General features: G+C 66.8%; 26 protein-coding genes. 12 read left to right on the top strand and 14 right to left on the bottom strand.

Annotated features, from left to right (window positions below; translation table 11 throughout):
• Positions 1–1,073: 1,073 nt before the first annotated feature.
• The 7 genes from gatB to ACQR0Z_RS22390 all read right to left on the bottom strand — a co-directional run bounded on the left by gatB (position 1,074) and on the right by ACQR0Z_RS22390 (position 7,111).
• The gene (gatB, locus tag ACQR0Z_RS22420; protein WP_434861716.1) at positions 1,074–2,552 is read right to left on the bottom strand and encodes an Asp-tRNA(Asn)/Glu-tRNA(Gln) amidotransferase subunit GatB; all 1,479 of its coding nucleotides are present in this window, start codon (positions 2,550–2,552) and stop codon (positions 1,074–1,076) included.
• A 5-nt stretch (positions 2,553–2,557) separates the two neighbouring features.
• The gene (locus tag ACQR0Z_RS22415) at positions 2,558–2,854 is read right to left on the bottom strand and encodes a hypothetical protein (protein WP_434920070.1); all 297 of its coding nucleotides are present in this window, start codon (positions 2,852–2,854) and stop codon (positions 2,558–2,560) included.
• On the bottom strand, positions 2,845–4,320 hold the full coding sequence (gene gatA, locus ACQR0Z_RS22410) for an Asp-tRNA(Asn)/Glu-tRNA(Gln) amidotransferase subunit GatA (protein ID WP_434920069.1): 1,476 nt from the start codon (positions 4,318–4,320) through the stop codon (positions 2,845–2,847). The genes ACQR0Z_RS22415 and gatA overlap by 10 nt, the downstream gene beginning before the upstream one ends.
• The gene (locus ACQR0Z_RS22405) at positions 4,317–4,559 is read right to left on the bottom strand and encodes a hypothetical protein (protein ID WP_434920215.1); all 243 of its coding nucleotides are present in this window, start codon (positions 4,557–4,559) and stop codon (positions 4,317–4,319) included. Before ACQR0Z_RS22405 ends, gatA begins: the two co-directional genes overlap by 4 nt.
• Positions 4,560–4,628: 69 nt before the next feature.
• Entirely contained in the window at positions 4,629–4,916 is a 288-nt protein-coding gene (gatC, locus tag ACQR0Z_RS22400) for an Asp-tRNA(Asn)/Glu-tRNA(Gln) amidotransferase subunit GatC (RefSeq protein WP_434920068.1), read from the bottom strand.
• Positions 4,917–5,036: 120 nt separating this feature from the next.
• Complete coding sequence (locus ACQR0Z_RS22395; protein ID WP_434920067.1) at positions 5,037–6,113, bottom strand: NAD(P)H-dependent flavin oxidoreductase; 1,077 nt, start codon at positions 6,111–6,113, stop codon at positions 5,037–5,039.
• A gap of 8 nt (positions 6,114–6,121) precedes the next feature.
• On the bottom strand, positions 6,122–7,111 hold the full coding sequence (locus ACQR0Z_RS22390) for an NAD(P)H-dependent flavin oxidoreductase (RefSeq protein WP_434920066.1): 990 nt from the start codon (positions 7,109–7,111) through the stop codon (positions 6,122–6,124).
• Positions 7,112–7,216: 105 nt separating this feature from the next.
• On the opposite strand from ACQR0Z_RS22390, the gene ACQR0Z_RS22385 reads away from it, so the two are divergent.
• From ACQR0Z_RS22385 to ACQR0Z_RS22370, 4 genes are all read left to right on the top strand, one after another.
• Positions 7,217–8,107 carry a LysR substrate-binding domain-containing protein gene (locus ACQR0Z_RS22385; protein ID WP_434920065.1) on the top strand — a complete coding sequence of 297 codons (891 nt, stop codon included), beginning with the start codon at positions 7,217–7,219 and terminating at the stop codon, positions 8,105–8,107.
• A gap of 229 nt (positions 8,108–8,336) precedes the next feature.
• Positions 8,337–9,284, top strand: a complete 948-nt coding sequence (locus tag ACQR0Z_RS22380) for a cyclase family protein (RefSeq protein WP_434920064.1) — start codon at positions 8,337–8,339, stop codon at positions 9,282–9,284.
• A 46-nt stretch (positions 9,285–9,330) separates the two neighbouring features.
• Positions 9,331–9,816: a Holliday junction resolvase RuvX gene (gene ruvX, locus ACQR0Z_RS22375; RefSeq protein ID WP_434920063.1), complete on the top strand. Its 486-nt coding sequence runs from the start codon at positions 9,331–9,333 to the stop codon at positions 9,814–9,816.
• A gap of 3 nt (positions 9,817–9,819) precedes the next feature.
• Entirely contained in the window at positions 9,820–10,749 is a 930-nt protein-coding gene (locus tag ACQR0Z_RS22370; protein WP_434920062.1) for an AEC family transporter, read from the top strand.
• On the opposite strand, the gene ACQR0Z_RS22365 is transcribed toward ACQR0Z_RS22370, so the two are convergent.
• From ACQR0Z_RS22365 to ACQR0Z_RS22350, 4 genes are all read right to left on the bottom strand, one after another.
• A complete protein-coding gene (locus ACQR0Z_RS22365; RefSeq protein ID WP_434920061.1) occupies positions 10,746–11,489 on the bottom strand; it encodes a CPBP family intramembrane glutamic endopeptidase in 744 nt (247 codons plus the stop codon). The genes ACQR0Z_RS22370 and ACQR0Z_RS22365 overlap by 4 nt on opposite strands.
• A gap of 73 nt (positions 11,490–11,562) precedes the next feature.
• Positions 11,563–12,387 (bottom strand): CPBP family intramembrane glutamic endopeptidase, encoded by an 825-nt coding sequence (locus ACQR0Z_RS22360; RefSeq protein ID WP_434920060.1) that lies wholly within the window; start codon positions 12,385–12,387, stop codon positions 11,563–11,565.
• Positions 12,384–14,027, bottom strand: coding sequence for an acyl-CoA dehydrogenase family protein (locus ACQR0Z_RS22355; protein WP_434920059.1), 1,644 nt, complete (start codon positions 14,025–14,027; stop codon positions 12,384–12,386). The genes ACQR0Z_RS22360 and ACQR0Z_RS22355 overlap by 4 nt, the downstream gene beginning before the upstream one ends.
• 22 nt (positions 14,028–14,049) lie before the next feature.
• Complete coding sequence (locus ACQR0Z_RS22350) at positions 14,050–14,820, bottom strand: M15 family metallopeptidase (protein ID WP_434920058.1); 771 nt, start codon at positions 14,818–14,820, stop codon at positions 14,050–14,052.
• Between the two features lie 109 nt (positions 14,821–14,929).
• Here ACQR0Z_RS22350 and ACQR0Z_RS22345 point away from each other — a divergent pair, with 109 nt between their 5' ends.
• From ACQR0Z_RS22345 to dprA, 5 genes are all read left to right on the top strand, one after another.
• Complete coding sequence (locus tag ACQR0Z_RS22345) at positions 14,930–15,883, top strand: aspartate carbamoyltransferase catalytic subunit (protein WP_008964907.1); 954 nt, start codon at positions 14,930–14,932, stop codon at positions 15,881–15,883.
• A gap of 18 nt (positions 15,884–15,901) precedes the next feature.
• On the top strand, positions 15,902–17,203 hold the full coding sequence (locus tag ACQR0Z_RS22340; protein WP_434861702.1) for a dihydroorotase: 1,302 nt from the start codon (positions 15,902–15,904) through the stop codon (positions 17,201–17,203).
• A 42-nt stretch (positions 17,204–17,245) separates the two neighbouring features.
• Complete coding sequence (gene plsY / locus ACQR0Z_RS22335; RefSeq protein WP_434920057.1) at positions 17,246–17,842, top strand: glycerol-3-phosphate 1-O-acyltransferase PlsY; 597 nt, start codon at positions 17,246–17,248, stop codon at positions 17,840–17,842.
• A 214-nt stretch (positions 17,843–18,056) separates the two neighbouring features.
• Entirely contained in the window at positions 18,057–19,367 is a 1,311-nt protein-coding gene (locus tag ACQR0Z_RS22330) for a patatin-like phospholipase family protein (RefSeq protein WP_434920056.1), read from the top strand.
• A gap of 63 nt (positions 19,368–19,430) precedes the next feature.
• Positions 19,431–20,549: a DNA-processing protein DprA gene (gene dprA, locus ACQR0Z_RS22325; protein ID WP_434920055.1), complete on the top strand. Its 1,119-nt coding sequence runs from the start codon at positions 19,431–19,433 to the stop codon at positions 20,547–20,549.
• A 4-nt stretch (positions 20,550–20,553) separates the two neighbouring features.
• Here dprA and ACQR0Z_RS22320 read toward each other — a convergent pair whose 3' ends face one another.
• On the bottom strand, positions 20,554–20,952 hold the full coding sequence (locus ACQR0Z_RS22320; RefSeq protein ID WP_434920054.1) for a winged helix-turn-helix transcriptional regulator: 399 nt from the start codon (positions 20,950–20,952) through the stop codon (positions 20,554–20,556).
• A gap of 97 nt (positions 20,953–21,049) precedes the next feature.
• Between ACQR0Z_RS22320 and ACQR0Z_RS22315 the strand changes: the two genes are divergently transcribed.
• Positions 21,050–21,661, top strand: a complete 612-nt coding sequence (locus ACQR0Z_RS22315) for an FMN-dependent NADH-azoreductase (RefSeq protein ID WP_434920053.1) — start codon at positions 21,050–21,052, stop codon at positions 21,659–21,661.
• A gap of 246 nt (positions 21,662–21,907) precedes the next feature.
• On the opposite strand, the gene ACQR0Z_RS22310 is transcribed toward ACQR0Z_RS22315, so the two are convergent.
• The gene (locus ACQR0Z_RS22310) at positions 21,908–22,681 is read right to left on the bottom strand and encodes an SDR family NAD(P)-dependent oxidoreductase (protein WP_434920052.1); all 774 of its coding nucleotides are present in this window, start codon (positions 22,679–22,681) and stop codon (positions 21,908–21,910) included.
• Between the two features lie 133 nt (positions 22,682–22,814).
• Here ACQR0Z_RS22310 and ACQR0Z_RS22305 point away from each other — a divergent pair, with 133 nt between their 5' ends.
• Positions 22,815–23,258: a winged helix-turn-helix transcriptional regulator gene (locus ACQR0Z_RS22305; protein ID WP_434920051.1), complete on the top strand. Its 444-nt coding sequence runs from the start codon at positions 22,815–22,817 to the stop codon at positions 23,256–23,258.
• 43 nt (positions 23,259–23,301) lie between these two features.
• On the opposite strand, the gene ACQR0Z_RS22300 is transcribed toward ACQR0Z_RS22305, so the two are convergent.
• On the bottom strand, positions 23,302–23,511 hold the full coding sequence (locus ACQR0Z_RS22300) for a hypothetical protein (RefSeq protein WP_434861694.1): 210 nt from the start codon (positions 23,509–23,511) through the stop codon (positions 23,302–23,304).
• A gap of 224 nt (positions 23,512–23,735) precedes the next feature.
• On the opposite strand from ACQR0Z_RS22300, the gene topA reads away from it, so the two are divergent.
• Positions 23,736–26,483, top strand: a complete 2,748-nt coding sequence (topA, locus tag ACQR0Z_RS22295) for a type I DNA topoisomerase (RefSeq protein ID WP_434920050.1) — start codon at positions 23,736–23,738, stop codon at positions 26,481–26,483.
• Positions 26,484–26,487: the final 4 nt, after the last annotated feature.

The raw sequence follows: 26,487 nt of genomic DNA, 5'->3' as shown, positions 1-26,487 counted from the left end.
GCGCGCAAGCGGGCGAGAGCAGCAGGGCTCCGAGCCGACGACGCGCTCGCGCGCAGCCGATCAGCTGTGGTCCCGTGCAACGATGTGAGAGATTGGGAGAGCGCTTGTCACACGAGGCGCAGGGCTCGGGGATCTCGGCTCTCGGGGATCGAGGGCGTCGGCGAACACGTCAGGATCAGATCTCGCTCTGGCTTGTCGCCGCTCGCGAGATTGCAGATCGAACAGCGATCTGCACCGAACGAAGAAATCCTGTTTCTTCTGCCGGACCGCTCCGACGCAGCATCGCTGCCTCGAACTCGATCCGACCGTTGACCTGATGTCTCGCCGACACCCTCTATCGTCGGTTGGAGACTAAGGATGGCTGCCGGCTCTGAACGAGCTGGGCTCACCTTCGTTCCAACGACGTGCCGGCTTCAAGCTGCCGGACTCATCTCGCAGCGAACTGCGAGAGTTACTTCTTCTTGGCGACCTTCTTGGTCTTCTTGGCAGTCTTCTTCGCCGCGGTCTTCGCGACCTTCTTCACTGCCTTCTTCGCCTTCTTCGCTTTCTTGGCCATGTTGCCCTCCGATGTGAGTTGGCTTAGTCGATGCGTGCACTCGGGAATCGAGATGCACTCCATATCGATACACCAACGAGTGAAAAAAAACAGCTTCCGGCTTAAGGAAGTGTTGACACGCGCGCGCGCGTACGGCTGACGAAACGCGCGAAGCAGCGCGACGGCCGACATCGGAAATGCGTTTCCGCGTCGACGCAGCGGCGAGCCTGCTACTAATAGCGATCGCAAGAAAAGCCTACGCTGCAAGGATTTCCTGAATTGCTGCTAGATCAGGCGGCAGCGGCGACAACTCCGTTGCGCAGCGCAGACTCACATCGGAGGAGCCGCTCGCGGACTCCGAGTCGTAAATTTTGGCAACGAAAAAATTTTCATCGTACACACCGTCGTGCGCGTTCGATCGCTCGTGAACGGTGGCTTTTTTGCGAATCGCGTGCGGCGATTCGCTGGACGCGAGCCCAAACGAAAACGGCGCGCACCGTGGTGCGCGCCGTCGGAACGAAGACCAGCGATCGTCGTTTCAGATGCCGAGCTTGCTCTTCAGCAGATCGTTGACCGCCTGCGGGTTGGCCTTGCCGCCCGACGACTTCATCACCTGGCCGACGAACCAGCCGGCGAGCTGCGGCTTCGCCTTGGCCTGCGCGACCTTGTCGGGGTTGGCGGCGATGATCTCGTCGACCACCTTCTCGATCGCGCCGAGGTCGGTGACCTGCTTCATGCCGCGGCTCTCGACCAGCTCGCGCGGATCGCCGCCCTCGCTCCAGACGATCTCGAACAGGTCCTTGGCGATCTTGCCGGAGATCGTCCCCTCGCCGATCAGCGCGACGATGGCGGCGAGCTGCGCCGCCGACACCGGAGAGGACGAGATGTCGCGGCCTTCCTTGTTGAGACGGCCGAACAGCTCGTTGATCACCCAGTTGGCGGCGAGCTTGCCGTCGCGTGCGCGGTCGGACAGCGCCTCCAGCACGCCTTCATAGAAGGCCGCGCTCTCGCGCTCGGCGACCAGCACCGAGGCGTCGTAGGGCGACAGGCCGAGATCAGCGATGAAGCGCGCCTTCTTCTGGTCGGGCAGCTCGGGCAGCGCGGCCTTCAGCTCGTCGACGAACGCCTGAGAGAACTCGAGCGGCAGCAGGTCCGGGTCCGGGAAGTAACGGTAATCATGCGCCTCCTCCTTGGAGCGCATCGACCGCGTCTCGCCCTTGTCGGGATCGAACCGGCGGGTTTCCTGCTCGATGACGCCGCCGTCCTCGATGATCTCGATCTGGCGCCGCGCCTCGGCCTCCACCGCCTGGCCGATGAAGCTGATCGAGTTGATGTTCTTGATCTCGCAGCGGGTGCCGAGCGGCCCGCCCGGCTTGCGCACGGAGACGTTGACGTCGGCGCGCAAGCTTCCCTTCTCCATGTCGCCATCGCAGGTGCCAAGATAGCGCATGATCGAGCGCAGCTTGGTCACGTAGGCCTTGGCCTGCTCGGCGTCGCGGATGTCGGGCTTGGAGACGATCTCCATCAGCGCCACGCCGCAGCGGTTGTAGTCGATATAGGACAGCGACGGCGACTGGTCGTGCAGCATCTTGCCGGGGTCCTGCTCGATGTGCAGGCGCTCGATGCCGATGGTGGCGGTCTTGCCGCCGTCGAGCTCGACCGTGATCTCGCCCTCGCCCACGATCGGGTCCTTGTACTGGCTGATCTGGTAGCCCTGCGGCAGGTCCGGATAGAAATAGTTCTTGCGGTCGAACACCGAGCGCAGGTTGATCTTGGCGTTCAGGCCGAGCCCGGTGCGCACGGCCTGGCGCACGCACTCCTCGTTGATCACCGGCAGCATGCCGGGCATTGCGACGTCGACCAGCGACACATGGGTATTGGGATCGCCGCCAAAGGCGGTGGACGCGCCTGAGAACAGTTTGGACTTCGAGGTGACCTGGGCGTGGATCTCCATGCCGATCACGACCTCCCAGTCGCCTGTTGCGCCCTTCATCAGCTTGCCGCTGGTTGCCGTCATGGCCCTCAACTCCCCATCAGCGCGGAGACGATCCGCTCGAATTCGATATCCAACGCATCGGTCGCGACCGGCTGCCCGGCCTGGCGGTACCAATAGGCCGCATTGCCGAGGTCACCCTCGACGCGGTGCAGATGCGCGTGCGCCCAGGCCGCGTCGCGGCCGGTCTCGTCCTGAATGATCCGGTGCGCCCGGTCCCAGTCGCCCTTCGCCAGCCACCACAGGCCGGTCAGCACGGGCGTGAGCCCGGCCGCGGGCTTATCGCCCGCGAGGCTCGTCTTGAAGCCGGCGGCGCTCACCACCACCGAACGGGCGTGAAGCGGCCCGCCGCCTGCTCGATGACCTCGCCGAGCGAGAACAGCGTTTCCTCGTCGAACGGACGGCCGATCAGCTGCAGCCCGAGCGGCAGTCCCTGCGCGTCCTTGCCGGCGGGCACCGCGATGCCCGGCAGGCCGGCCATGTTCACGGTCACCGTGAAGATGTCGTTGAGATACATCTCGACCGGGTCGGCGCCGCCCTTCTCGCCGATGCCGAAGGCAGCCGACGGCGTCGCCGGCGTCAGGATCGCATTGACCCCTTGCGCGAAGCAGTCCTCGAAATCCTTCTTGATCAGGGTCCGGACCTTCTGCGCCCGGATGTAATAGGCGTCGTAATAGCCGGCCGACAGCACATAGGTCCCGATCATGACGCGGCGCCGCACCTCGGCGCCGAACCCTTCGGCGCGGGTGTTCTCGTACAGCTCGCCGATCGACTTGCCGGGCACGCGCAGGCCGTAGCGGACGCCGTCGTAGCGGGCGAGGTTCGAGGACGCCTCCGCCGGCGCCACGATGTAATACGCCGGGAGCGCGTATTTGGTGTGCGGCAGCGACACCTCGACCAGCTCGGCGCCGGCCGCCTTGAGCCACGCCGCGCCCTCGCTCCAGAGCTTTTCGATCTCGGCCGGCATGCCGTCGAGACGATACTCCTTGGGAATGCCGATCTTCATGCCCTTCACCGACTTGCCGATGGCGGCCTCATAATCCGGCACGGGGAGATCGACCGAGGTCGTGTCCTTCGGATCGTGCCCGGCCATCGAGCGCAGCAGGATGGCGGCGTCACGGGTCGAGCGCGCAATCGGCCCGGCCTGGTCGAGCGACGAGGCGAAGGCGACGATGCCCCAGCGCGAGCAGCGGCCATAGGTCGGCTTGATGCCGACGGTGGCGGTGAACGCCGCGGGCTGGCGGATCGAGCCACCGGTGTCGGTCGCCGTCGCGCCCATGCAGAGCAGCGCCGCCACCGCCGAGGCCGAGCCACCGGACGAGCCGCCCGGCACCAGCGTGGTGTTGGAGCCCTCGCGGCGCCAGGGGTTGCCGACCGGGCCGAAATACGAGGTCTCGTTCGACGAGCCCATCGCGAACTCGTCATTGTTGAGCTTGCCGAGCATGACCGCGCCGTCGCGCCACAGCTGCGAGGTCACGGTCGACTCATAGGTCGGCACGAAATTGCCGAGGATCTTCGAGCACGCCGTGGTGCGGACGTCCTTGGTCGCGAACAGGTCCTTGATCCCGAGCGGAATGCCGGCGAGCGGTCCGCCCTCGCCCTTGCCGATCTTGGCGTCGGCCTCGCGCGCCATCGCGCGCGCCTGGTCCGGCGTCTCCATCACGAAGGCATTGAGCGCCCGCGCCTCCTCCATCGCCTTGAGATGGGCGTCGGTCAGCTCGAGCGACGTGAAAGTCTTGTCCGCGAGGCCCTTGCGGGCCTCGGCGAGCGTCATCGAAGTCAAATCGGTCATTTGTTGATCGGGCTGCAGAAGAAGGGGGAAAGCGTCTTGTCGTCGGCGGCATCGTCGGCGAAGAACTTGTTCGTCTTCGCCTTGGTGGTATTGGCCTTGTCGGCATTGGCCGCTTCGAGCTGGTCCAGAATCTCGTTGACGGTCTTGTCCGGATCGGCGGCCTTGCCCTGCCGCTCCATCGCGTCGAGGTAGTCCATGTAGGCCTTATAGGCCGCTTCATCGTCGCAGAGCAGGCACATCGGCGTTGGCTCGCTTGTCGGTTTGAGGAGCAGATCGCGCGACCAGCGCACGCCATCGAGCTGCCCGGGCTATTCCACCACCTTCGGCACCAGGAAGAAGTTGTTCTCGGTCTCCGGCGCGTTCTTGACGATGTCGTCGGCGATGTCGCCCTCCGTGACGACATCCTGGCGCTTCTTCATCGCCATCGGGGTCACCGAGGTCATCGGCTCGACACCCTCGACATTGACCTCCGACAACTGCTCGACGAATGCCAGCATCGCATTGAGCTCGCCCTGCAGATGCGGGACTTCGGCGTCAGTGACAGCGATCCGCGCCAATTGCGCGATCCGGCGGACGGTGGCGGCATCGACCGACATTATATAGGGCCTCACGGGACAAGGTGAACCCGCCCTATAGCAGAGCCCGGTTTCGCGCCGCAACCGGCAGGCTCCGGACTTTCCGGAGGCCGTGCCCGCCCTCGAGGTCTCCGTTTGGCGTCAGCCCGCCATCCGCGCAAGGCGCGCCAGCGCCTGTTCGGCCAGCGTCCGCGTCAGCTCGGCCGCCGGGATCTCGCGGCCCAGCGGCAGCGCCTGCCCGGCCCAGAGATTGGTGAAATCGACCTTGCCCTGCTTCTCCGCGGCGGCCTTGAGCGGGCCGAGCGCGGTCGCGGCATGCGGGAACGCCGGCGCATCCGGCGAGACCGGCCCGACCTCGCGCATCACCCGGTTGGCGACGCCGCGCGCGAGCCGCCCGGTCATTACATTGGTGATCACGGTCGATTCGTCATTGGCGGACGCGAGCGCGGCGCGCGCGATCGCGCTGACCTTGGATTCCGGGCAGCGCAGAAAGGCGCTGCCGATCTGAACACCGCAGGCGCCGAGCGCGAACGCCGCGGCGATACCGCGCGCGTCCGCAATGCCGCCGGCGGCGATGACGGGCAGCTTCACCGCATCCACGATCTGGGGCACCAGCGCAAACGTGCCGACCTGCTCGGCGAGCTTGTCGGTCAGGAACATGCCGCGATGACCGCCCGCCTCCGCGCCTTGCGCGATGATGACGTCGGCGCCGTTCCGTTCCAGCCACACCGCCTCGCGCACGACCGTTGCGGAGGCCATCACGATCGCCCCGGTGGCCTTGACCCGCGCCAGCAGGCCGGCCTCCGGCAGGCCGAAATGAAAGCTGACGATCTCCGGCCTCAACTCCTCGACGACGGCGCACATCGCCGCGTCGAACGGCGCGCGGTTGGCGGCCGTGACCGGCGCCGCCGGATCCACGCCATACTCCTTGTAGTAAGCGCCGAGCCGCTGCTTCCAGCCGGCCTCGCGGACGGCATCCGCCTCCACCGGGGTATGGCAGAAGAAGTTCACATTGATCGGCGCGGAGACGCGCTGGCGGATGATGTTGACCTGTTCGCGGGCCTTGTCGGCGCTCAGCATGGCACAGGGCAGCGAGCCGAGGCCGCCACCTTGCGCGACGGCGATGACGAGATCGGCATCCATCACGCCGGCCATCGGGGCGAGCACGATCGGGTGTTCGGTCTTGACGAGATCCAGGAAGCGGCGATCGGGCCACATGGTTCACCTCACTCTTCTTCGTTGCGCGGCAGCCAGGTCGCGTTGCGCCGCCCCTGCAGGATCCGGGTGGCCTCGCCGACGATCCGCTCGACGATCTCGCCGGCCGGCGGGATATCATGGATCAGGCCGACCGCCTCGCCTGCGATGACGGCGGCGACATCGAAATTGCCCTCGGCCCTTGCCGTCACATAGTCGGCCGACACGCGCTCGACCTGCTGCAGCAATTCGACCTCCCGCCCCATCCAGCGCCGCGCATGGTCGTTGATCAGGCATCGTCCTGTGAACGGCGCCGGCCAGACATTGTTGCGCGACAGATCGAAGATGATGCCGCGAACCGTCTCGCCGGATTTCGCAGCGCAGATGCGCCGCTTCGCGTCTGCGGCGCCCGCGGCTTCCTGGCTGGCATAGAACCGCGTGCCGAGCAGCACGCCATCGGCGCCGAGCGTGAGCATCGCGGCAAGGCCACGGCCATCCGCGAGACCACCGGCCGCCGCCACCGGCACGCGCCCCGCCGCGAGGTCGACGATCGCAGGCAAGATGTCGAGCGTGGTTCGCGAGGCGCCATGGCCGCCGGCTTCGGTTCCTTGCGCGACCAGGATGTCGGCTCCCGCGGCGAGCGCCTGCTTCGCCATCGCTTCGTCCTGCACCTGGCATATCAAGAGTGCTCCGGCCTGCTTGATAGCGGGTGCGAAGCGCTCGGGATCGCCGAAGGACAGCATCACCGCCGCAGGCTTCGCCGCCAGCGCGATGTCGAGCAGCTCCGGCCGCCGGGCCAGCGACCAGGTAATGAAGCCAATGCCGAACGGCGCACTCAGGCGCTTGAGCTTGGCCGTTTCCTGCGCAAGCCAGACGCGGTCGCCGTAGCCGCCACCGAGAATACCCAAGCCGCCGGCTTCGCTGACCGCGCGCACCAGCCGCGCATCGGCGATCAGGTCCATCGGCGCCAGCAGGATCGGATGGATCGTGCCGAGCTTTTCCGTCAGCGGCGTTCTCAGCATCTGCCCTTCCCTGGTGTCTGGACGCGAACCCTAGGCGCGGTTAGCATTCTCACAAAATGAATAGTTGAGAACTCTGCCATCGCAGATTCAAAACGGAGAGCGGCTGTGGAACTGAGCGACCTGCAGACCTTCGCCGCCGTGGCCCGCACCGGCGGCATCACACGCGCCGCCGAAATCCTGAACACCGTCCAGTCCAATGTCACGCAGCGCATCAAGGCGCTGGAAGCCGAGATCGGCACGGCGCTGTTCGAACGCCACAGCCGCGGCATGACCTTGACCGGCGCGGGACAACGCCTGCTGCCCTACGCCGATCGCCTTGCGGCCATGTCGCGCGAAGCCGTGCTCGCCGCGCGCGACGACGGCGAGCCGAACGGATCGCTCATGATCGGCTCGATGGAGACCACCGCCGCGGTGCGCCTGCCGACGCGTCTTGCGGACTTTCACCGCCGCTTCCCTGCCGTCGCCTTGAACCTGCGCACGGCGCCGACGGCCGAGCTCGTCGCCGGCGTGCTCGACGGGACGCTCGATGGCGCCTTCGTTGCCGGACCGATCGACCATCCCGATCTCACCGGCTTGATCGCCTTCGAGGAAGAGCTCGTGCTGGTGACGGCCCGTCGCTTCGATAGCCTATCCGCCCTGCGCGCGGCGACAACGGCGTCAGGGCCGACGGCGCTGGTGTTCAGAACCGGTTGCACCTACCGGCAGCGGCTGGAGCAGGTCTTCAACGCGTTCGGCTGGCCGGCGGCGGCCCGCATCGAGCTCGGCACGCTCGACGGCATGATCGGCTGCGTGGCTGCCGGCATGGGCGTCGCGTTGCTGCCGCGCGCCGTGGTTATGCGACACGAGATGAGCGGCAGCATCGGACTGCACACGCTCGATCCATCCCATGCCCAGGTCGAGACGCTCTTCATCCATCGCCGCGCCGGTCATCGCAGCAGCGCCTTGTCCGCCTTCATGGAAGGCTTTGGCCGCGGGGATCGCGACATCGCGGCGTGACTCGGCTCGCCCAGAGATTGTGCACGCCCTTGCTGGCGCGCGGCACATTCCTTGGTACGAAATGATCCGGCACCTCGGTGAAGCCCGGCCATTTCGACCGATGCGACGTTCGGGCGCTGTGCAGCGCACGCGGCCGAAAAACGCTTTGTCGCACGCTCCTGCCCTACGTTAGGATGCGGCGCTGGCCAGCGCGAAAACCAACAAACGTCAAAATGTCGGAGGAAATGCGATGCGCAACGCGTTCGTGTTGTGCTGCTCGATTGCCTTGATGGGAGCGATCGGGACGGCGACTGCTCAGGACAAGCCCGCAGAGTGGACGAAGTCGAAATGGGGGCCGAACGACGAGATCGGCGCCGCCAACTACATCACGCCGGAGCTCGTGGTGAAGGCGGCCTCGCTGGTGAAGACCGGCAAGACCTACCCGCTCGGGATGATCATCGATTCCAAGACCCCGGCCTATCCGCCGCGATCGTTCAAGGTCACCGTCGTGCAGCCGGGCCAGGCCGGCAATCCCGGCCTTGGTCCCAACAAGGCGACCTACAATGACGATATCATCGAGGGCTGGGTCGGCGTCGGCAGCCAGCTCGACGGCCTCGGCCATCTCGGGGTCGAGCACGTCTACTACAACGGCAACAAGGTCGCCGATTTCGCCGATCCGACCGGCCTGAAGAAGCTCGGCATCGAAAAGGTGCCGCCGCTGGTGGCCCGGGGCGTGCTGCTCGACATGGCCGCCTACTACAACACCGACGTCGTCAAGGAGGGCACCGCCTTCAATTCCAAGGAGATCGACGAGGCCGCCAAGAAACAGGGCGTCGAGATCCGCCAGGGCGATATCGTGATCTTCCACACCGGCTGGCTCAGCCTCGTCGGCAAGGACGACAAGCGCTACGGCGCGGGCGAGCCGGGTCTCGGCGTCGACGGCGCCAAGTACCTCACCTCCAAGGGGGTGGTCGCGATCGGCGCCGACACGTGGGGTCTCGAGGTCCTGCCGTTCGAGTCCCAGAACGTCTTCGAGGTCCACCAGATCCTGCTCGCCATGAACGGGACCTATATCCTCGAAAACATGAACACGGCCGATCTCGCCAAGGACAAGGGCTACGAGTTCCTGTTCGTGCTGGGCCAGCCGCGCTGGCGCGGCGGCGTGCAGGGCAACATCAACCCGATCGCGATCCGCTAGGTAACGGCTTTGCCTCCCGGGCATGGCGCGTGCTAAGCGCCGCGCCATGCCCGCTCCCATCCTCCCCCTCATCGAAGCCGCCGAGCGCTGGCCCGAGCGCGGCGCGCTCGTCGGCCTCGATCTCGGCACCAAGACCATCGGCGTCGCCGTGTCCGATCCCGATCGCCGGCTCGCCACCGGCGTCGAGACCATCCAGCGCAAGGCCTTCAAGGCGGATGCCGCACGGCTGCTCGCCATGTCGACGGAGCGCAAGGTGGTCGGCTTCGTGCTCGGCCTTCCCATCAACATGGACGGCAGCGAGGGGCCGCGGGCGCAGTCGACCCGCGCCTTCGCGCGCAATTTCGCAGGCCTCACCGACCTGCCGATCGGGCTTTGGGACGAGCGGCTGTCGACGGCCGCCGTCGAGCGCGAGCTGATCGGCATGGATGTCAGCCGCGCCAGGCGCGCCGAGGTGATCGATACCCATGCGGCGATCTTCATCCTGCAGGGCGCGCTCGACCGGCTCGCGACGTTGCGCCAGTCCGGCCGCTGACCGATGAGTCCCGTCATTGCCGCGCTGGCGCCGGTCTTCCTGCTGATCGTCATCGGCTTCGGTCTGCGGCGCAGCCTCATCCGCCTGGACTCGCAATGGCACGGGCTGGAGCGGCTGACTTATTATGTCCTGTTCCCTGCTCTGCTGCTGCAGAGCCTGGTCAAGGCCGATCTCAGCCAGGTGCCGGTCGCAGGGATCGGCGGCGCCCTGTTCCTGGCGATGCTGGCGATGTCCGCGCTCTGCCTCGCGCTGCGCCCCCTGCTCGCGCGCTCGGGCATCGACGGCCCGGCCTTCACGTCCATCTTCCAGGGCGCGACACGCTGGCAGACCTATGTCGCCCTCGGCGTCTCGCGCAGCCTGTTCGGTCCGACAGGGCTCGCGGTGGCCTCGGTCGGAATGATCGCGATCATTCCGATGGTCAACGTCTTCAGCGTGGCCGTGCTTGCGCACTATGCCTCGCCGGACCGTCGTTCGATGCGCGAGATCGCCGCCACGATCCTTCGCAATCCGCTGATCTGGGCCTGTGTCATCGGGCTCGCCCTGAACATCGTCCACATGCCCCTGCCGAAACTCTGGCACGATGCCGCCGACGCGCTCGGCCAGGCGTCGCTGCCGATCGGCCTGCTGGTGACCGGCGCCGGCCTGCACTTCGAGGGGCTGCGGCGCGCCGGCGCGGCCGCGGCACTCGGAGTCGTGCTCAAGCTGGTGCTGATGCCGATCCTGGCGATCGGCCTCGCGCAATGGTTCGGCGTCAGCGGCCCGAGCCTCGTCGTAGTCGCGATCTGCGCGGCGGTGCCGACGTCGCCGAGCGCCTATGTGCTGGCCAAGCAGATGGGCGGCGACGCGCCGCTGCTGGCGCAGATCATCTCGCTGCAGACCGTGCTTGCCGCGCTGACGATGCCGGCCTTCATCGCGCTGGCCGGTGGCGGCTAGGTGAGCAGGCCGACCACCACATACGAATAGACGTTGTTGGCGGAGTGCGCGACGACGGTGAGCCAGGTTGAGCCACTGCGAATGCGGCAATAGCCGAGCAAGAGCCCCATCACGAAGATCTCGAACATGCCAAACCAATCATAATGGACATGGCAAATGGCCCAGAAGGCCGAGGTGAGCACGATCGCGCCGCCGGGCCGCAGAAACGACTCCGACCAGCCGCGCAACATGAAGCCGCGGACCAAGAACTCTTCCAAGATCGGCGCTCCGATGCAAACCGTCGCCAGGAAGAGGAACAAAATCAGCGGACCGTCGCGGCGCGCGCGACCGAATTCGGCAACGATGCCGGCATCCAGCGACTTGCCCAGCGCATGTCCAATCAAGCTGACGATGTGGATGGCGACCAACATGATCAGCAGAGTGAGGACGAGTTCTTGCGCCATCGGCCAGCGCAGGGCCAGATATTCGGAGAAGCGCCGCCGCGCCAAGCGCACCGCGAGCCAGATCACCGCAAGCTCGCCGGGAAAGTTGCCGATCCACGCTGCGGTCTTCCACGAGACCTGACTGGTGATCTGCGCAACGGCCCCATCGGCTTGGGTCTGGTTGACCATCAACAAGACGAAGAGAACGACGAATCCGCCGAGCAAGGCCGCCACGGTGGCGAGCAACGTGAAGCCCAGGGTGCCGAAAAAGTACCAGGTGCGTGGCGCCTTGGTCACGCGAACGGCATCAGTCATCATTCATCCCCGCTTCTCGCGGATGATGATCGCGTGAAAGGCCGGCAGGGACAATGAGCGGATTCGCGTTCTCAGTTCAGCCATGGCCGCTCGCCAGCCACATCGTCTGGATCGTGGCCGCGAGATTGTTGAGGCCGTGCAGCACCATGGTCAGATAAAGGGAGTGGGTGCGGGAGCGCAGATAGCCGAACCACACGCCCAGCGAAAACACGTTCAGCAGGGCGAACCAGTCGTATTGCAGATGCAGGATCGTCCAGACGGCGGAAGACAGCAGGATCGCCCCGGGGACCCGCAGAAAAGAGTCCGACCAGCCGCGATAGAGAAAGCCGCGCGCCATCAGCTCTTCCGACACCGGCGCCGCGACGCAGAAGGCGATGACCAGCAGCCAGACGACGCCGTCGCCCCTGGCGGTCTTCAGCAGATCGACCATGAAGCTCGATGATTTTTCCTCATGCCCGGCCAGTTGCGTCGCCAGCTCCCAGCATCCGAGGATCACGACCATCCCGATCACGCCAAAGGCGAAATTCTTCCAGGTTGTCCAGCGCAGGCCGAGATAGTCGACGAACGACATGCGGGTGTGACGGATGGCGAAATAGATCGGGATCAGGATCGCCGGCACGCCCATGATCGCCGACAGGGAGACTGTCAGCGAGCGGCTCGCGATCTGGATCATCGCCGCCTCGAACTGAGGCAGGCTGTCGATCGGGCCCTCATGCCGCAGCAGGAAATAGCCGATCGGCGTCAACTGGCCGATGAAGAAGACGACGATGATCAGGAGGCCCCACAGCAAGGTCCGCCAGAAGCCGAGCGTGCGCGGCTGATGCTGCGCAGGCGCGACCCGCTGGGGCGGATGAGCCGGATCGAGAGAATCCAGGGCGGAGGCTTCGGGCGTATCGGTCAAGGCAGCGCGCGCTCCAGTAAGGCACGGATATGAGTCGGGTCGAGATCGACGGCGCCGTACATGCTCGGATGAACAGCGCCGAGCCGCGTGGCAGCGAACAATTCCGCGTGAACCGGGGTGACACGGTTCAACGCGGCGGCAGCCGCCAGCAGCGCCAGCTTTTCGACCGCAAGCCGCGCCACACGCTCGCTGTCGCCGCGCCGGAAGGCCTGGCCGATCGCGGCGACCGCCTCGGCCGCGCCGGGCAGACCACGCGTCTCGTCGGCCAGGTTCGTCAGGACGGCGGCGGCGGCCTCGGCCTCGCGCGCCAACGCGCGCAGCACGTCGAGGCACATCACGTTGCCCGAGCCTTCCCAGATCGCGTTGACCGGCGACTCCCGGAAGTGTCGCGCGAGAATGCCGTCCTCGACATAGCCATTGCCGCCGAGGCATTCCATCGCCTCGTAGAGGAAGGCCGGCGCGCTTTTGCAGACCCAGTATTTGATCGCCGGCGTCAGCAGCCGCATGTAGGCCGCCTCCGACGCGTCTTCGAGTGCGCGATCGAAGGCGCGGCACAGCCGCATCACCAGCGCCACCGTGGCCTCGACGTGAACGGCCATGTCGGCGAGCACCGCCTGCATCAGCGGCTGGTCGGCGAGATGCTTCTGAAACACACTGCGATGGCGCGCGTGGTGGAGCGCATGGGCCAGCCCCGAGCGCATCAGGCCGGCGGAGGAGATCGCGCAATCCTGCCGCGTCAATTGCACCATCTGGATGATGGTGCTGACACCCCTGCCCTCGTCGCCGACGCGCTCGGCGTAGGCGCCCGCGAACTCCACCTCGGAGGAGGCATTGGAGCGATTGCCGAGCTTGTCCTTGAGGCGCTGGAAGCGCAGCGCATTGACTGCGCCGTCCGGTGTAAAGCGCGGCATGAAGAAACAGGTCAGGCCGCCCTCGGCCTGCGCCAGCACCAGGAAGGCGTCGCACATCGGCGCCGACATGAACCATTTGTGGCCGGTGATGCGGTAGCCATCGGCCGTGCGCTCGGCACGCGTCATGTTGGCGCGTACATCGGTGCCGCCCTGCTTCTCGGTCATGCCCATGCCGAGCGTGATGCCGCGCTTCTGCCACCACGGCGCAAAGGCCGGATCGTAGTCGTGTGTGGCGATGACAGGCATGGCCCGCGCCAGCAGATCGGGCTGCGCCGCCAGCGCCGCGACCGAAGCGCGCGTCATCGTGATCGGGCACAGATGTCCGCTCTCGACCTGCGAGGCGATGTAGAACTTCGCCGCGCGCACGACCTCCGAATTGCCGCCGGCCGGCTTGCCTTGGGCGCTCCATGTCGAATTGTGCAGGCCGGCCGCGATCGAGTGCGTCATCATCCGATGATAGGCCGGATGAAACTCGACCACGTCGCGGCGAAAGCCCTTGGCGTCGAAGCTGCGCAGCTTCGGCGTGGTCTCGTTGGCGAGCCGGCCCTGCTCCGCCATCTCGGCCGAGCCCCACAACGCGCCGAACGAATTGAGCTCCGGCGCGGCTTCGGCGCCGCCATGTGCGTTGACGGCCGCCATCAGCGGCCGGTCGGCCGCGAACAGGTTGATGTCCTCGAATGGCGGCGACTGGTTGAAGACCTCGTGGGTCTCGAACGATGGCTGGGTCATGGCCGTACCCTGAAACGACAGATCATCGGCGCGGCCGAATGGGAAAATCATAGGTGGTCGCGCCCGTGCCCGGCAGCGAAAAGTGCCACCACTCCTTCGCATAGTTCACAAACCCTTGCCGCGCCATGGCGGTCACGAGTTCGTTGCGCCAGCGCCGCTGCTCCGGCGTCAGGCCGCGGGCGGCGGTATGCGACTTGATGTCGGAACAATCGAAGCCGGTTCCCATGTCGACGCTGCCCTCCGGCGCACGCAGCGCCGCCGGCGCCGTGCAGTCCGCGTAGTCCTTTGCAGGATCGAACGCCACACCCGTGTCGGCCGCGAGCTCCATCAGCGTGAGGTCGAGCGCGGCGCCCGTGGAATGGCTGGAGCGCGCGGCGATGTAACCGAGCCGGAACAGATCCGACTTGGCGATTGCAGGATTGTAGCGCCGGCCGGCCGCGCTCTGCGTCCCATCCTGCGACCACGCCAGCATGTCCGCGACCGCGCGTGCCGGCCGGTAGCAGTCGAGCATCTTCAGCGACAGGCCGCGCGGCCGCAGCTCGGCCTGGATCGCCTTGAGGCGCCGCGCGACGTCGCGCGTGACGACGCATTCGGCGGCCTCGTACCCCTTCAGTGGACGGCCGACGAAATTGTTGGCGCCGGCATAGCGGATGTCCTGTGCGATGCTGCTATCGACGTCCCGCAGATAGACGAAGTCCCCCGGCAGCGGCTCGGCCGCGGCCGGCACGAGCCCGGCCAGCAGGATGGCAATCAAGCGCAGCAGCGCGCCTCCCGCAATCCAGACCCTTCGCAAGGCGGTCTGGGCGCGCCTTGCGGTATCACCTGAGGGAACGGGGGATAACTCGGAACCCCGGCTTTCGGCCTTGCCCCTCGCGGAAACCGCCCCTATAGCTCTGGCTTTAATGGCAACCTCACCGAAATCGACTTTCGTCCTCGGGCACCGGCATTTGCTGGGAATCGAGGGCCTTTCCGCCCACGACATCACCGGTCTCCTCGATCTGTCCGAGGAATATGTCGAACTGAATCGTCAGGTCGACAAGAAGCGCACCGTGCTGCGCGGCCGGACCCAGGTCAACCTGTTCTTCGAGGCCTCGACCCGGACGCAATCCTCGTTCGAGCTGGCCGGCAAGCGGCTCGGCGCCGACGTCATGAACATGTCGGTGTCGTCCTCGTCGATCAAGAAGGGCGAGACCCTGATCGACACTGCGGTCACGCTCAACGCGATGCATCCGGACATCCTGGTGGTCCGCCATCACGCCTCCGGCGCGGTCGAGCTGCTGGCGCGCAAGGTCGACGGCTCCGTGATCAATGCCGGCGACGGCGCGCATGAGCATCCCACGCAAGCGCTGCTCGACGCGCTGACCATTCGCCGCAACAAGGGCCGCATCGAAGGCCTCGTCATCGCGATCTGCGGCGACGTGCTGCATTCGCGCGTCGCGCGCTCCAACATCCTGCTCTTGAACACGATGGGCGCGCGCGTCCGCGTCGTCGCGCCCTCCACGCTGTTGCCGCCGGGCATCGAGCGGATGGGCGTCGAGGTCGCGCGCGACATGCGCGAGGGGCTCAACGGTGCCGACATCGTGATGATGCTCCGCCTGCAGCGCGAGCGCATGAACGGCTCCTTCGTGCCGTCCTCGTCGGAATATTTCCAGTATTTCGGCCTCGACCAGAAGAAGCTCGCTTACGCCAAGCCGGATGCGCTGGTGATGCATCCCGGGCCGATGAATCGCGGCGTCGAGATCGACTCCATCGTCGCCGACGGCGCGCAGTCGCTGATCCGGGAACAGGTCGAAATGGGGGTTGCCGTGCGCATGGCCGTGCTCGAGGCGCTGGCCCGCAACCTACCCAATGCTTGATAGTCGGGACGAAACGACATGCTGACCGATCGCCGCCCGATCCTGCTCGCCAACGCGCGCGTCATCGATCCCTCCCGCGACATCGATGGTCCCGGTGACGTGCTGATCGCCGATGGCGTGATCCGCGACCTCAAGCGCGGCATCGGCGCCGCCGGCGTGCCGGAAGGAACCGACGTCATCAACTGCGCCGGCAAGATCGTCGCGCCCGGGCTGATCGACATCTGCGCGTTCGTCGGCGAACCCGGCCTCGGCCATCGCGAGACGTTCGCGACCGCAAGCCAGGCCGCCGCGACCGGCGGCATCACCACCATCATCTGCCAGCCCGGCACCGAGCCGGTGATCGACAATTCGGCGACCGTCGACTTCGTGCTGCGCCGCGCCCGCGACACCGCGATCGTCAACATCCAGCCGATGGCCGCGCTGACCAAGGGCCTGCGCGGCGAGGAGATGACCGAGATCGGCCTCTTGCGCGCCGCCGGCGCAGTCGCCTTCTCCAACGGCCATACCAGCGTGATGAACGCCCAGGTGATGCGCCGCGCGCTGACCTATGCCCGCGATTTCGATGCCCTGATCGTGCATCACACCGAGGATCCCCACCTCGTCGGCGAAGGCGTCATGAACGAGGGCGAGTTCGCCTCGCGTCTCGGCCTCTCCGGCATTCCTCCAGCCGCGGAAGCCGTGGTGCTCGAGCGCGACATGCGCCTGGTGGCGCTGACCAAGGGCCGCTATCACGCGGCCGCGCTGAGCTCGGTCGACTCGCTCGACATCCTCAAGCGCGCGCGCGATGCGGGCCTGTCGGTGAGCGCCTCGGTGTCGATCAACCATGTCACGCTCAACGAGAACGACATCGGTCCCTACCGCACCTTCCTCAAGCTGACGCCGCCGCTGCGCACCGAGGTCGACCGCCGCGCGCTGGTCGAGGCGCTGGCCTCCGGCCTGATCGACGTCATCATGTCCGACCACAATCCGCAGGACGTCGAGGTCAAGCGGCTGCCGTTCGCGGAGGCCGCCAGCGGCGCGGTCGGCTTGGAGACGATGCTCGCGGCCTCGCTGCGGCTGGTGCACAGCGGCGAATTGAGCTGGACCACCTTGATCCGCGCGATGTCCACGCGCCCTGCGGAACTGCTTGGCCTGCCCGGCGGCACGTTGCGCGCGGGCGCGCCGGCCGACATCATCGTGATCGACCCGGACGTGCCCTGGATCCTCGATCCGGCCGACCTCAAATCGCTGTGCAAGAACACGCCGTTCGACGAGGCCCGTTTCACCGGCCGCGTGGTCCGCACCATCGTCGGCGGCCGCACCGTGTTCGAACATGTCTGACCCGCGTCCTGGTGTAGAACCTGGCGCAGAAGGAGTGGTGTGATGGGATCCGAAGTGTTCCTGCCCGTCGGCCTCATCATCGGCTATCTGTTCGGCTCGATTCCGTTCGGCCTGATCCTCACAAGGCTCGCCGGTACGCAGGATCTGCGCAGCATCGGCTCCGGCAACATCGGCGCCACCAATGTGCTGCGCACGGGCCGCAAGGGGCTAGCCGCCGCGACCCTGCTCGGCGATGCCCTCAAGGGCACGGCCGCGGTGATCCTCTGCGGCACTCTCGGCGGGCCGAATGCCGCGATGATCGCGGGCCTCGGCGCCTTCCTCGGCCATTTGTTCCCGGTGTGGCTGAAGTTCCGCGGCGGCAAGGGCGTCGCGGTCTATATCGGTATTCTGATCGGCCTGTTCTGGCCGGGCGCGATCTTCTTCTGTCTCGTCTGGCTCGCGACGGCGTTCGCGTTCCGCTACTCATCGCTGGCTGCACTCGTCGCGAGCGTGCTGACTCCGATCGTGCTGTGGGCATTCGGCCACACCGCGCTCGCCGCGCTGTTCGCCGTGCTGACGCTGTTGCTGATTTACATGCATCGCGAAAACATCAAGCGCCTGCAGGCCGGCACCGAGAGCAAGATCGGCGCGAAGAAGTAATCACTCCGGGCAAATACGGGCAATCTGTGTCGCGCGCGTTGCCGAAAGCGGCAGCGCCGCAACACCGCCACATCATCAGCTAATAAGTTAACGAGAGAGTCTGGTGTGAATCATGATTGCCTGTCATGATTCCGGCATCTGAAAACGCAAGACCAATTCGAGCGGCTCGCTGCTTCCGCGCGATCACCGCACTGATGAGGAGTCGGCGCAGCAAATGTCCACACCCGTCCGCTCGAGCGCCAGCGTTCTCCTCTCCGCGGCTCAGATCTGGTCGACTGACGACCCGTTCGCGTCCACCAGCAAGACGGCCGAACCGGCACAAGCCACAGCGATCGTTGCCGCGGTCGACGCCGTGGCCGAGAGCCCGGCGGTTCTCGTGACGCCCGAGGCCAGCGCGCCGTCGGACAGCGCCGCCGCGGTCGTCGGGATGATGATCGCGACCACCAGCGCAGCCGCGATCACCGAGCCGAAAGCGGCGGAGACCACCGAGCGTTCGCTCGCCGAGACGATCGCCAGCGCCACGCTGCCACCGCCGCCACGGATCTGGCCGCCGCGCAAGCTGTCGCTGGCGCTGCAGGGCGGCGGAACCTTCTCCGCTTTCACCTGGGGCGTGCTCGACCGCCTGCTGGAGGAACCGAACTGCGATTTCGACACGATCAGCGGGGCCAGCGCCGGCGCCGTCAACGCCGCGCTGCTGGCGAGCGGCCTGGCCAAAGGCGGTCGCGTCGAGGCCCGCAACCGGCTCGGCCTGTTCTGGACGCGGTTGATGGACGAGGCCTCGTTCCGCTCGCTGATGGTGATCGGCGCCTTTTCTCCGGCGAGCAGCTCGGTCTGTTTCGGCCCGGGGCTGCGCGGCGGACGGGCCGATCCGCTCGATCTCGATCCGCTGCGTGACATCCTGCTTGAGACCATTGATTTCGACGCGGTGCAGAGCGCTGCCGCGCCTCGCCTGCTGGTCTCGGCCACCCGCGTCCGTGACGGCTCCCCGCAGATCTTCCGCAACGCCGGGATCACGCCGGACGTGCTGCTGGCATCGACGTGCCCGGCGCAGCTCAACGCCGCCGTGGATATCGGCGAGGACGCCTATTGGGACGGCAGCTACAGCGCCAACCCGCCGCTGGTCCAGATCGCGCATGAATCCAGCGCGGCCGACCTGCTGGTCGTTCAGGTCACGCCGGCGCGCGACAGCTACGTGCCCGTGACCTCGGCCGCGATCGATCGCCGCCTCGACCAGATCGCCGCCAACGCGGTGCTGAACGCCGAGCTCGCCGCGCTCGAATGGGCCCGCAGCGACGGCCTGCATCCGCCGCGCGTGCACCAGCTCTCGGCCGAGGAGGCGATCGAGGCGCTGGCGCAGCGCGACGCGACCGATCTCGGCAGCGACTTCATCGAGACCCTGCATCAGCGCGGGCGCGAGGCCGCGGACCGCTGGCTGCGCAAAGCCCCTCTGGGCACAATGCCGGCCATCACGGACGAACGGCCGGTGGCGACCGGCGAGCAGGCGCGCGAGGTCGCTCCGGCGTAGCGTCCCCTCTTCCCTGCGCCCTCGGGTTGCTCCATGCTGACGCCTCTGCATGGGGGGCCCCGAGTGGACGCGATCAATACGACGATCGAGCTGAGCGAGACCGAGCGGCGCGACCGCCTGCGCCTGATCCGCTCCGACAATGTCGGCCCGCGAACGTTCCGCTCGCTGCTCGACCATTTCGGCAGCGCCCGCGCCGCACTCGACCGCCTGCCGGACCTCGCCCGCCGCGGCGGGGCCGCCACGTCCGGCCGGATCTGCACGGCTGCCGAAGCCGACGCCGAGCTCGAGGCCTGCACACGATACGGCGTCGACCTGCGCGGCCCGGATGAGGACGGCTACCCGCCGCGCCTCGCCACCTGCGAGGATGCGCCACCGCTGCTCGGCATTCGCGGCCGCCGCGAGACGCTGATGCGTCCGATGATCGCCATCGTCGGCTCGCGCAACGCGTCCGCAGCGGGGCTCAAATTCGCCGCCCAGCTCGCCCATCAGCTCGGCCAGGCCGGCTTCGTCATCATCTCCGGCCTGGCGCGCGGCATCGACCAGGCGGCGCATCGCGCGTCACTGGCGAGCGGCACCGTCGCCGTGCTCGCCGGCGGCCACGACCGGATCTATCCGCCCGAGCATGTCGATCTGCTCGGCGCCATCGTCGGCGGCAGCGGCGCAGCCATCTCGGAAATGCCGCTCGGTCACGAGCCCCGCGCCCGCGATTTCCCCCGACGCAACCGGCTGATCTCCGGCGCCTCGCTCGGCGTCGTCGTGGTCGAGGCCGCTCATAAGTCGGGCTCGCTGATCACCGCCCGCATGGCCGGCGAACAGGGCCGCGAAGTCTTCGCCGTGCCGGGCTCGCCGCTCGATCCGCGTTCGGCCGGCACCAATGATCTCATCAAGCAGGGGGCGACACTGGTCACCGACGCCGCCGACATCATCCAGGCCGTCGGACCGATCCTGGAGCGGCCGCTGCCGCTGTCGCTGCGCGAACCGGACGACGAGCTGTTCGCGCCCGATCCGGAGCACCACGACCGCGCGCAGATCCTGGGCCTGCTCGGCCCGACGCCGGTGTCGATCGACGACCTGATCCGGATCAGCGGCCTGTCGCCCGCGGTGCTCCGCACGGTGCTGCTCGAACTCGAGCTGGCGGGCCGGCTGGAGCGGCACGGCGGCGGCATGGTGTCCTTGAGCTAGCTCCTCACTCGGCCTCCCGGCGTGAATCGAAGCGACTGCGCGCCTGCTCGATCTGCTCCCGGTGCTGGATCGCCCAGTGCCCGAGCGCCTGCACGGGCTGCGACAGGCCGCGGCCGAGATCGGTGAGCTCGTAGTCCACCCGTGGCGGAATGGTTGGGAACACTGTCCGCGTCACCAGTCCGTCGCGTTCGAGACCGCGCAGGGTCAAGGTCAGCATGCGCTGTGAAATGCCGCCCACGAGCCGCTTCAGCTCGTTGAAGCGCTTCGGCCCGTCCTGCAGCATCATGATGACGAACACGCTCCATTTGTCGCCGACGCGGGCCAGGATCGCGGCGACGCCGCGGCAGTCATGGTGCTCCGGAGCGGCCAGAGCGTCGGTATCAGCGCTGTCACGAGGTGTCACGGATGTGCCCGGGTTTCAAGAATGTGCGTTCTTGTGGGGTTACAGCACAGTCACTCATAGTGCGCCAGTTACAAACCGATACCAAGGTAACTGACCTATGACCCATCTGCTCCACATCGATTCCAGCGTGCTCGGCCCGAATTCCGTCAGCCGCGAGGTGTCCGCCGCGATCGTGGCGCGAGTCCGCCAGATGACGCCAGGGCTAGACGTGACCTATCGCGACATCGCCGTGGCACCGCTTGCGCATCTGTCGGGCGCGCACGTCGCGACGATGCGTGGCGGGGCTGACATGGACCCCTCCATCGCCGCCGATGTCGCCACGGGCCAGGCGGTTCTCGACGAGTTTCTCCGCGCCGACATCGTCGTGATCGGCGCGCCAATGTACAATTTCTCGGTGCCGAGCCAGCTCAAGGCCTGGATCGACCGCATTGCGGTGGCGGGCAAGACCTTCACATACGGCCCGAACGGCCCGGAGGGCCTCGCCGGCAACAAGCGCGTGATCGTCGCGATCTCACGCGGCGGCCGCTACGGTGCTGAAACGCCGATGGCCGCCCTCGAGCATGTCGAGACCTATCTGCGCAGCGTTTTCGGGTTCATCGGCGTGAAGGATCTCACCTTCATTGCCGCCGATGGCGTGCAGATGGGACCGGAGCACCGCGCGCAGGCGCTGGCCCATGCGCTCGACACAGCCGGCCGTCTCGCGGCCTGAGGCGACGCGGACATCACCGGGCCAGCCTGACCCGTTCGTGGTCTCACCCTCCCCTGGAGGGGGAGGGTCGATCGCGCGGGAAGCGAGCGAGCGGGGTGGGGTGAAGCCGCGGAAACCGGTGGAGGTGGAGAGATCACCCCACCCCGGCTCAGCTGCGCTTTGCGCATCTGAGCCGACCCTCCCCCTCCAGGGGAGGGTAACACTGATGTCCCCGTTGCTCTGCGGCGCTGACCTCCGAGCCGCCGTCTAGCCCCGATAGATCGGCGCTCCCGCCGGCGAGCTCGTGGTGCCGCCGTCGACGAACAGCTCCTGCCCCTGGATATGCGCGGCGTCGTCCGACGCCAGGAAGAGCACGGTCCCGGCGATGTGGTCGGGCTCGCCGATCCGGCCGAGCGGTGTCGTCGCCGCGATCCGCGCCTCGAACGCCTTCTCGGCCTCCGGTGTTGCTACAGCAGCGCCCCAGATGGGCGTTCGGATCGCGCCAGGCGCGACCACGTTGACGCGAATGCCGCGCGGCGACAACTCGGAGGCCAACACCCGCGCCATGGCGCGAACGCCGGCCTTGCTGGCGGCATAGGCCGAATAGCCGGGATTGCCGAGGACCGAGATCACCGAGCCGTTCAGGATGATGGACGCGCCATCCTTGAGGTGCGGCAGCGCCGCCTGCACCGTGAAGAACACGCCGGTGAGGTTGGTGCGGATCACCTGTTCGAACACCTCCAGCCTGGTCGCGCCGGCCGGCGTGGCCCCAGGAATCCCGGCATTGGCGAACAAAATGTCGAGCTTGCCAAATCGCTCCGACGTGCGGGCAATCGCCGCCTCGGTCGCGGCGATATCCGTTGCGTCGGCCACGAGCGCGAGGGCGTTGGGCCCGAGGTCCCGCGCCGCCGCCTCCAGGCGCCCCGCGTCTCGCCCGGTGATTGCGACCTTGGCGCCCTCTGCGACGAACCGCTGGGCGGTCGCAAAGCCGATCCCGCTGCTGCCGCCGGTAATCAGAGCCGTCTTGTTCTCGAGTCTCACGCCCGCCTCCATGTGGTTGCATTATTAAACTATAGACCACATAGGCGATCTGGTTTTATCATGCAACTAAACCATGGTATGGCTCGCCGCCTGCGGCCTCGCGAGCCGGCCGGGGGGCAAAAAGGAGCCTGGAGTGGTGAAGCGGACGAGCCTGGAAGGAGATCCCTGCCCGATCGCCCGGTCGCTGGATGCGATCGGCGACTGGTGGTCGCTCCTCATCATCCGCGATGCGTTTCTGGGCGTCCGCCGCTTCAGCGCGTTCCAGCGCAGCCTTGGACTGGCCAAGAACATCCTGACGGTACGGCTGCGGGCGCTGGTCGATCGCGGCATTCTCGCGATCGAGCCTGCCGATGACGGCAGCGCCTATCACGACTATGTGCTGACAGCGAAGGGACGCGGCCTGTTTCCCATCCTTGTCGCTCTGCGTCAGTGGAGCGAGGAGTTCGACGATCACCCGGAGCAGATCACCACGACGCTGGTCGACCGCGTCAACCGGCGGCCCGTGCGCAAGCTTCTCCTGGCCGCCGAGGACGGGACGCCGTTGACGGCCGAGCAGACCACCCTGGCCGGGCGCTGAGCCGATCGATCAGGCAAGCCTGCAGATCTGGCGGCCCTGCAGATCAGGACAGCCTGCGCCGGCTTCGAAGCCGGAGGTGCTCTTCGGCCTCGAGGTTTGCCATGCGCAAGAGATAGTCGAGCATGTCGAGGTTATGCCGCTGGGCCAGCTCCGACAGGTTTGCCGTGACCTCGGCAATCAGAGCTGCCGCGGCATCGGGATCCTCCACCGACTCTTCTATATCTGGGTCGCGTTTGTCCGCTTCCTTGGTCAATAACTTTATCCAAAGTCGGGATTTTGACGGAAATCATCGCAAAACGAGCACGGTCCCAGTAGCGCTCCCTACAACCTGATAGGTACTTCGCCGGCCAGACGCAATCGACTTTCAACGCCGCGCGATTTGACAGGAACCCCCTCACCACCCATGTTCGGGTCAACGAGCCCACCGCGAATCCCGCGAAACCGGCTTCAATCCTTCCACTAAGCCATTGGAAATACATGAATATCGTCATCGTGGAGTCGCCTGCCAAGGCCAAGACGATCAATAAGTATCTGGGCTCCTCCTACGAGGTTCTGGCCTCTTTTGGTCATGTCCGCGACCTCCCGGCGAAGAACGGTTCCGTGGATCCGGAAGAAAACTTCCGCATGATCTGGGAGGTCGACCCCAAGGCGGCGGGCCGACTCAACGAGATCGCCAAGTCCGTGAAGGGCGCCGACCGCCTGATTCTCGCCACCGACCCTGATCGCGAGGGCGAGGCGATCTCCTGGCATGTGCTGGAGGTGTTGAAAGAGAAGCGCGCGCTGAAGGATCAGAAGATCGAGCGCGTCGTGTTCAACGCTATCACGAAGCAAGCCGTCTCGGACGCGATGAAGCATCCGCGCGAGATCGACGGCGCGCTGGTCGACGCCTACATGGCGCGCCGCGCGCTCGATTACCTCGTCGGCTTCACCCTCTCCCCGGTGCTGTGGCGCAAGCTGCCCGGCGCCCGCTCCGCGGGTCGTGTGCAGTCGGTGGCGCTGCGCCTGGTCTGCGACCGCGAGCTCGAGATCGAGAAGTTCGTCCCGCGCGAATACTGGTCGCTGATCGCCACCCTGGCGACGCCGCGCGGCGACACGTTCGAAGCCCGTCTCGTCGGCGCCGACGGCAAGAAGATCCAGCGGCTCGACATCGGCACCGGTGCGGAAGCCGAGGACTTCAAGAACGCGCTGAACGCGGCGACCTATACGGTCGCGACCGTCGACGCCAAGCCGGCGCGGCGCAATCCGCAGGCGCCGTTCACCACCTCGACCTTGCAACAGGAAGCGAGCCGCAAGCTCGGCTTCGCGCCGGCGCATACGATGCGCATCGCGCAGCGGCTCTATGAAGGCATCGACATCGGCGGCGAGACCACCGGTCTCATTACTTATATGCGAACCGACGGCGTGCAGATCGACGGCTCCGCGATCACCCAGGCGCGCAAGGTGATCGGCGAGATCTACGGCAACAAATACGTGCCGGACAGCCCGCGGCAGTACCAGACCAAGGCCAAGAACGCCCAGGAAGCCCACGAGGCGATCCGCCCGACCGATCTTTCGCGCAAGCCCGCCGACCTGCGCAAGCGGCTCGATGACGACCAGGCCAAGCTGTACGAGCTGATCTGGACCCGCACCATCGCTAGCCAGATGGAATCCGCCGAGCTCGAGCGCACCACCGTCGACATCACCGCAAAGGCAGGCGGCCGCACCCTGGAGCTGCGCGCCACCGGCCAGGTCGTCAAGTTCGACGGCTTCCTTGCGCTGTATCAGGAAGGCCGCGACGACGAGGAGGACGAGGACAGCCGCCGGCTGCCGCAGATGAGCCAGGGCGAGGCGCTGAAGCGCCAGAACCTCGCGGTCACCCAGCACTTCACCGAACCGCCGCCGCGTTTCTCCGAGGCCTCGCTGGTCAAGCGCATGGAGGAGCTCGGCATCGGCCGTCCGTCGACCTATGCCTCGATCCTCGATGTGCTCAAGGCGCGCGGCTATGTGAAGCTGGAGAAGAAGCGGCTGCACGGCGAAGACAAGGGCCGCGTCGTCATCGCGTTCCTGGAAAACTTCTTCCGCCGCTATGTCGAGTATGATTTCACGGCGGACCTGGAAGAGCAGCTCGACCGCATCTCCAACAACGAGATCGCCTGGCAGCAGGTCCTGAAGGATTTCTGGACCGGCTTCATCGGCGCCGTCGACGAGATCAAGGATCTGCGCGTGGCGCAGGTGCTCGACGCGCTCGACGAGATGCTCGGCCCGCACATCTATCCGCCGCGCGAGGACGGCGGCGACGTCCGGCAGTGCCCGACCTGCGGCACCGGCCGGCTCAATCTGAAGGCCGGCAAGTTCGGCGCCTTCGTCGGCTGCTCGAACTATCCGGAGTGCCGCTACACCCGTCCGCTCGCGGCCGACAGCGAGGCCGCGGCCGATCGCATGCTCGGCCAGGATCCGGACTCCGGCCTCGAGGTCGCCGTCAAGGCGGGACGGTTCGGGCCCTACATCCAGCTCGGCGAGCAGAAGGACTATGCCGAGGGCGAGAAGCCGAAGCGCGCCGGCATTCCGAAGGGCACGCAGCCCTCGGACGTCGATCTCGATCTGGCGCTGAAGCTGTTGTCGCTGCCGCGTGAGATCGGCAAGCATCCGGAGACGGGTCTTCCGATCACCGCGGGCCTCGGCCGCTTTGGGCCGTTCGTCAAGCACGACAAGACCTATGCGAGCCTGGAGGCCGGCGACGAGGTGTTCGACATCGGCCTCAACCGCGCGGTCACCTTGATCGCCGAGAAGGTCGCCAAGGGTCCGAGCAAGCGGTTCGGCGCCGATCCCGGCAAGGCGCTGGGCGATCATCCGTCGCTCGGTCCGGTCGCCGTGAAGGCTGGCCGCTACGGCGCCTATGTCACCGCCGGTGGCGTCAACGCCACCATCCCCGGCGACAAGGAGAAGGACACGATCACGCTTGCGGAGGCGATCGCCCTGATCGACGAGCGCGCCGCCAAGGGCGGCGGTAAGCCAAAGGCTGCAAAGAAGGCAGCAAAGCCCAAGGCGGCCGCCAAGCCGAAGGCCGGCGGCGACGACGACTCTCCGAAGCCGGCGAAGAAGGCCGTCGCCAAGAAGGCCGCGGCCAAGCCGAAATCAGACTCCACCAGCAAGGCGCGTGCGCCGGTTGCCAAGGCCGCCAAGACATCGGCCAAGCCCGCGACCAAGGCCACGCCCAAGAAGAGCGCCGGCAAGGCCCGCGGATGAGAAA

The sequence above is a fragment of the Bradyrhizobium sp. HKCCYLS3077 genome, from assembly GCF_051167555.1.
Lineage (GTDB): Bacteria > Pseudomonadota > Alphaproteobacteria > Rhizobiales > Xanthobacteraceae > Bradyrhizobium.
This window is presented reverse-complemented; position numbering and strand designations above follow the sequence as displayed.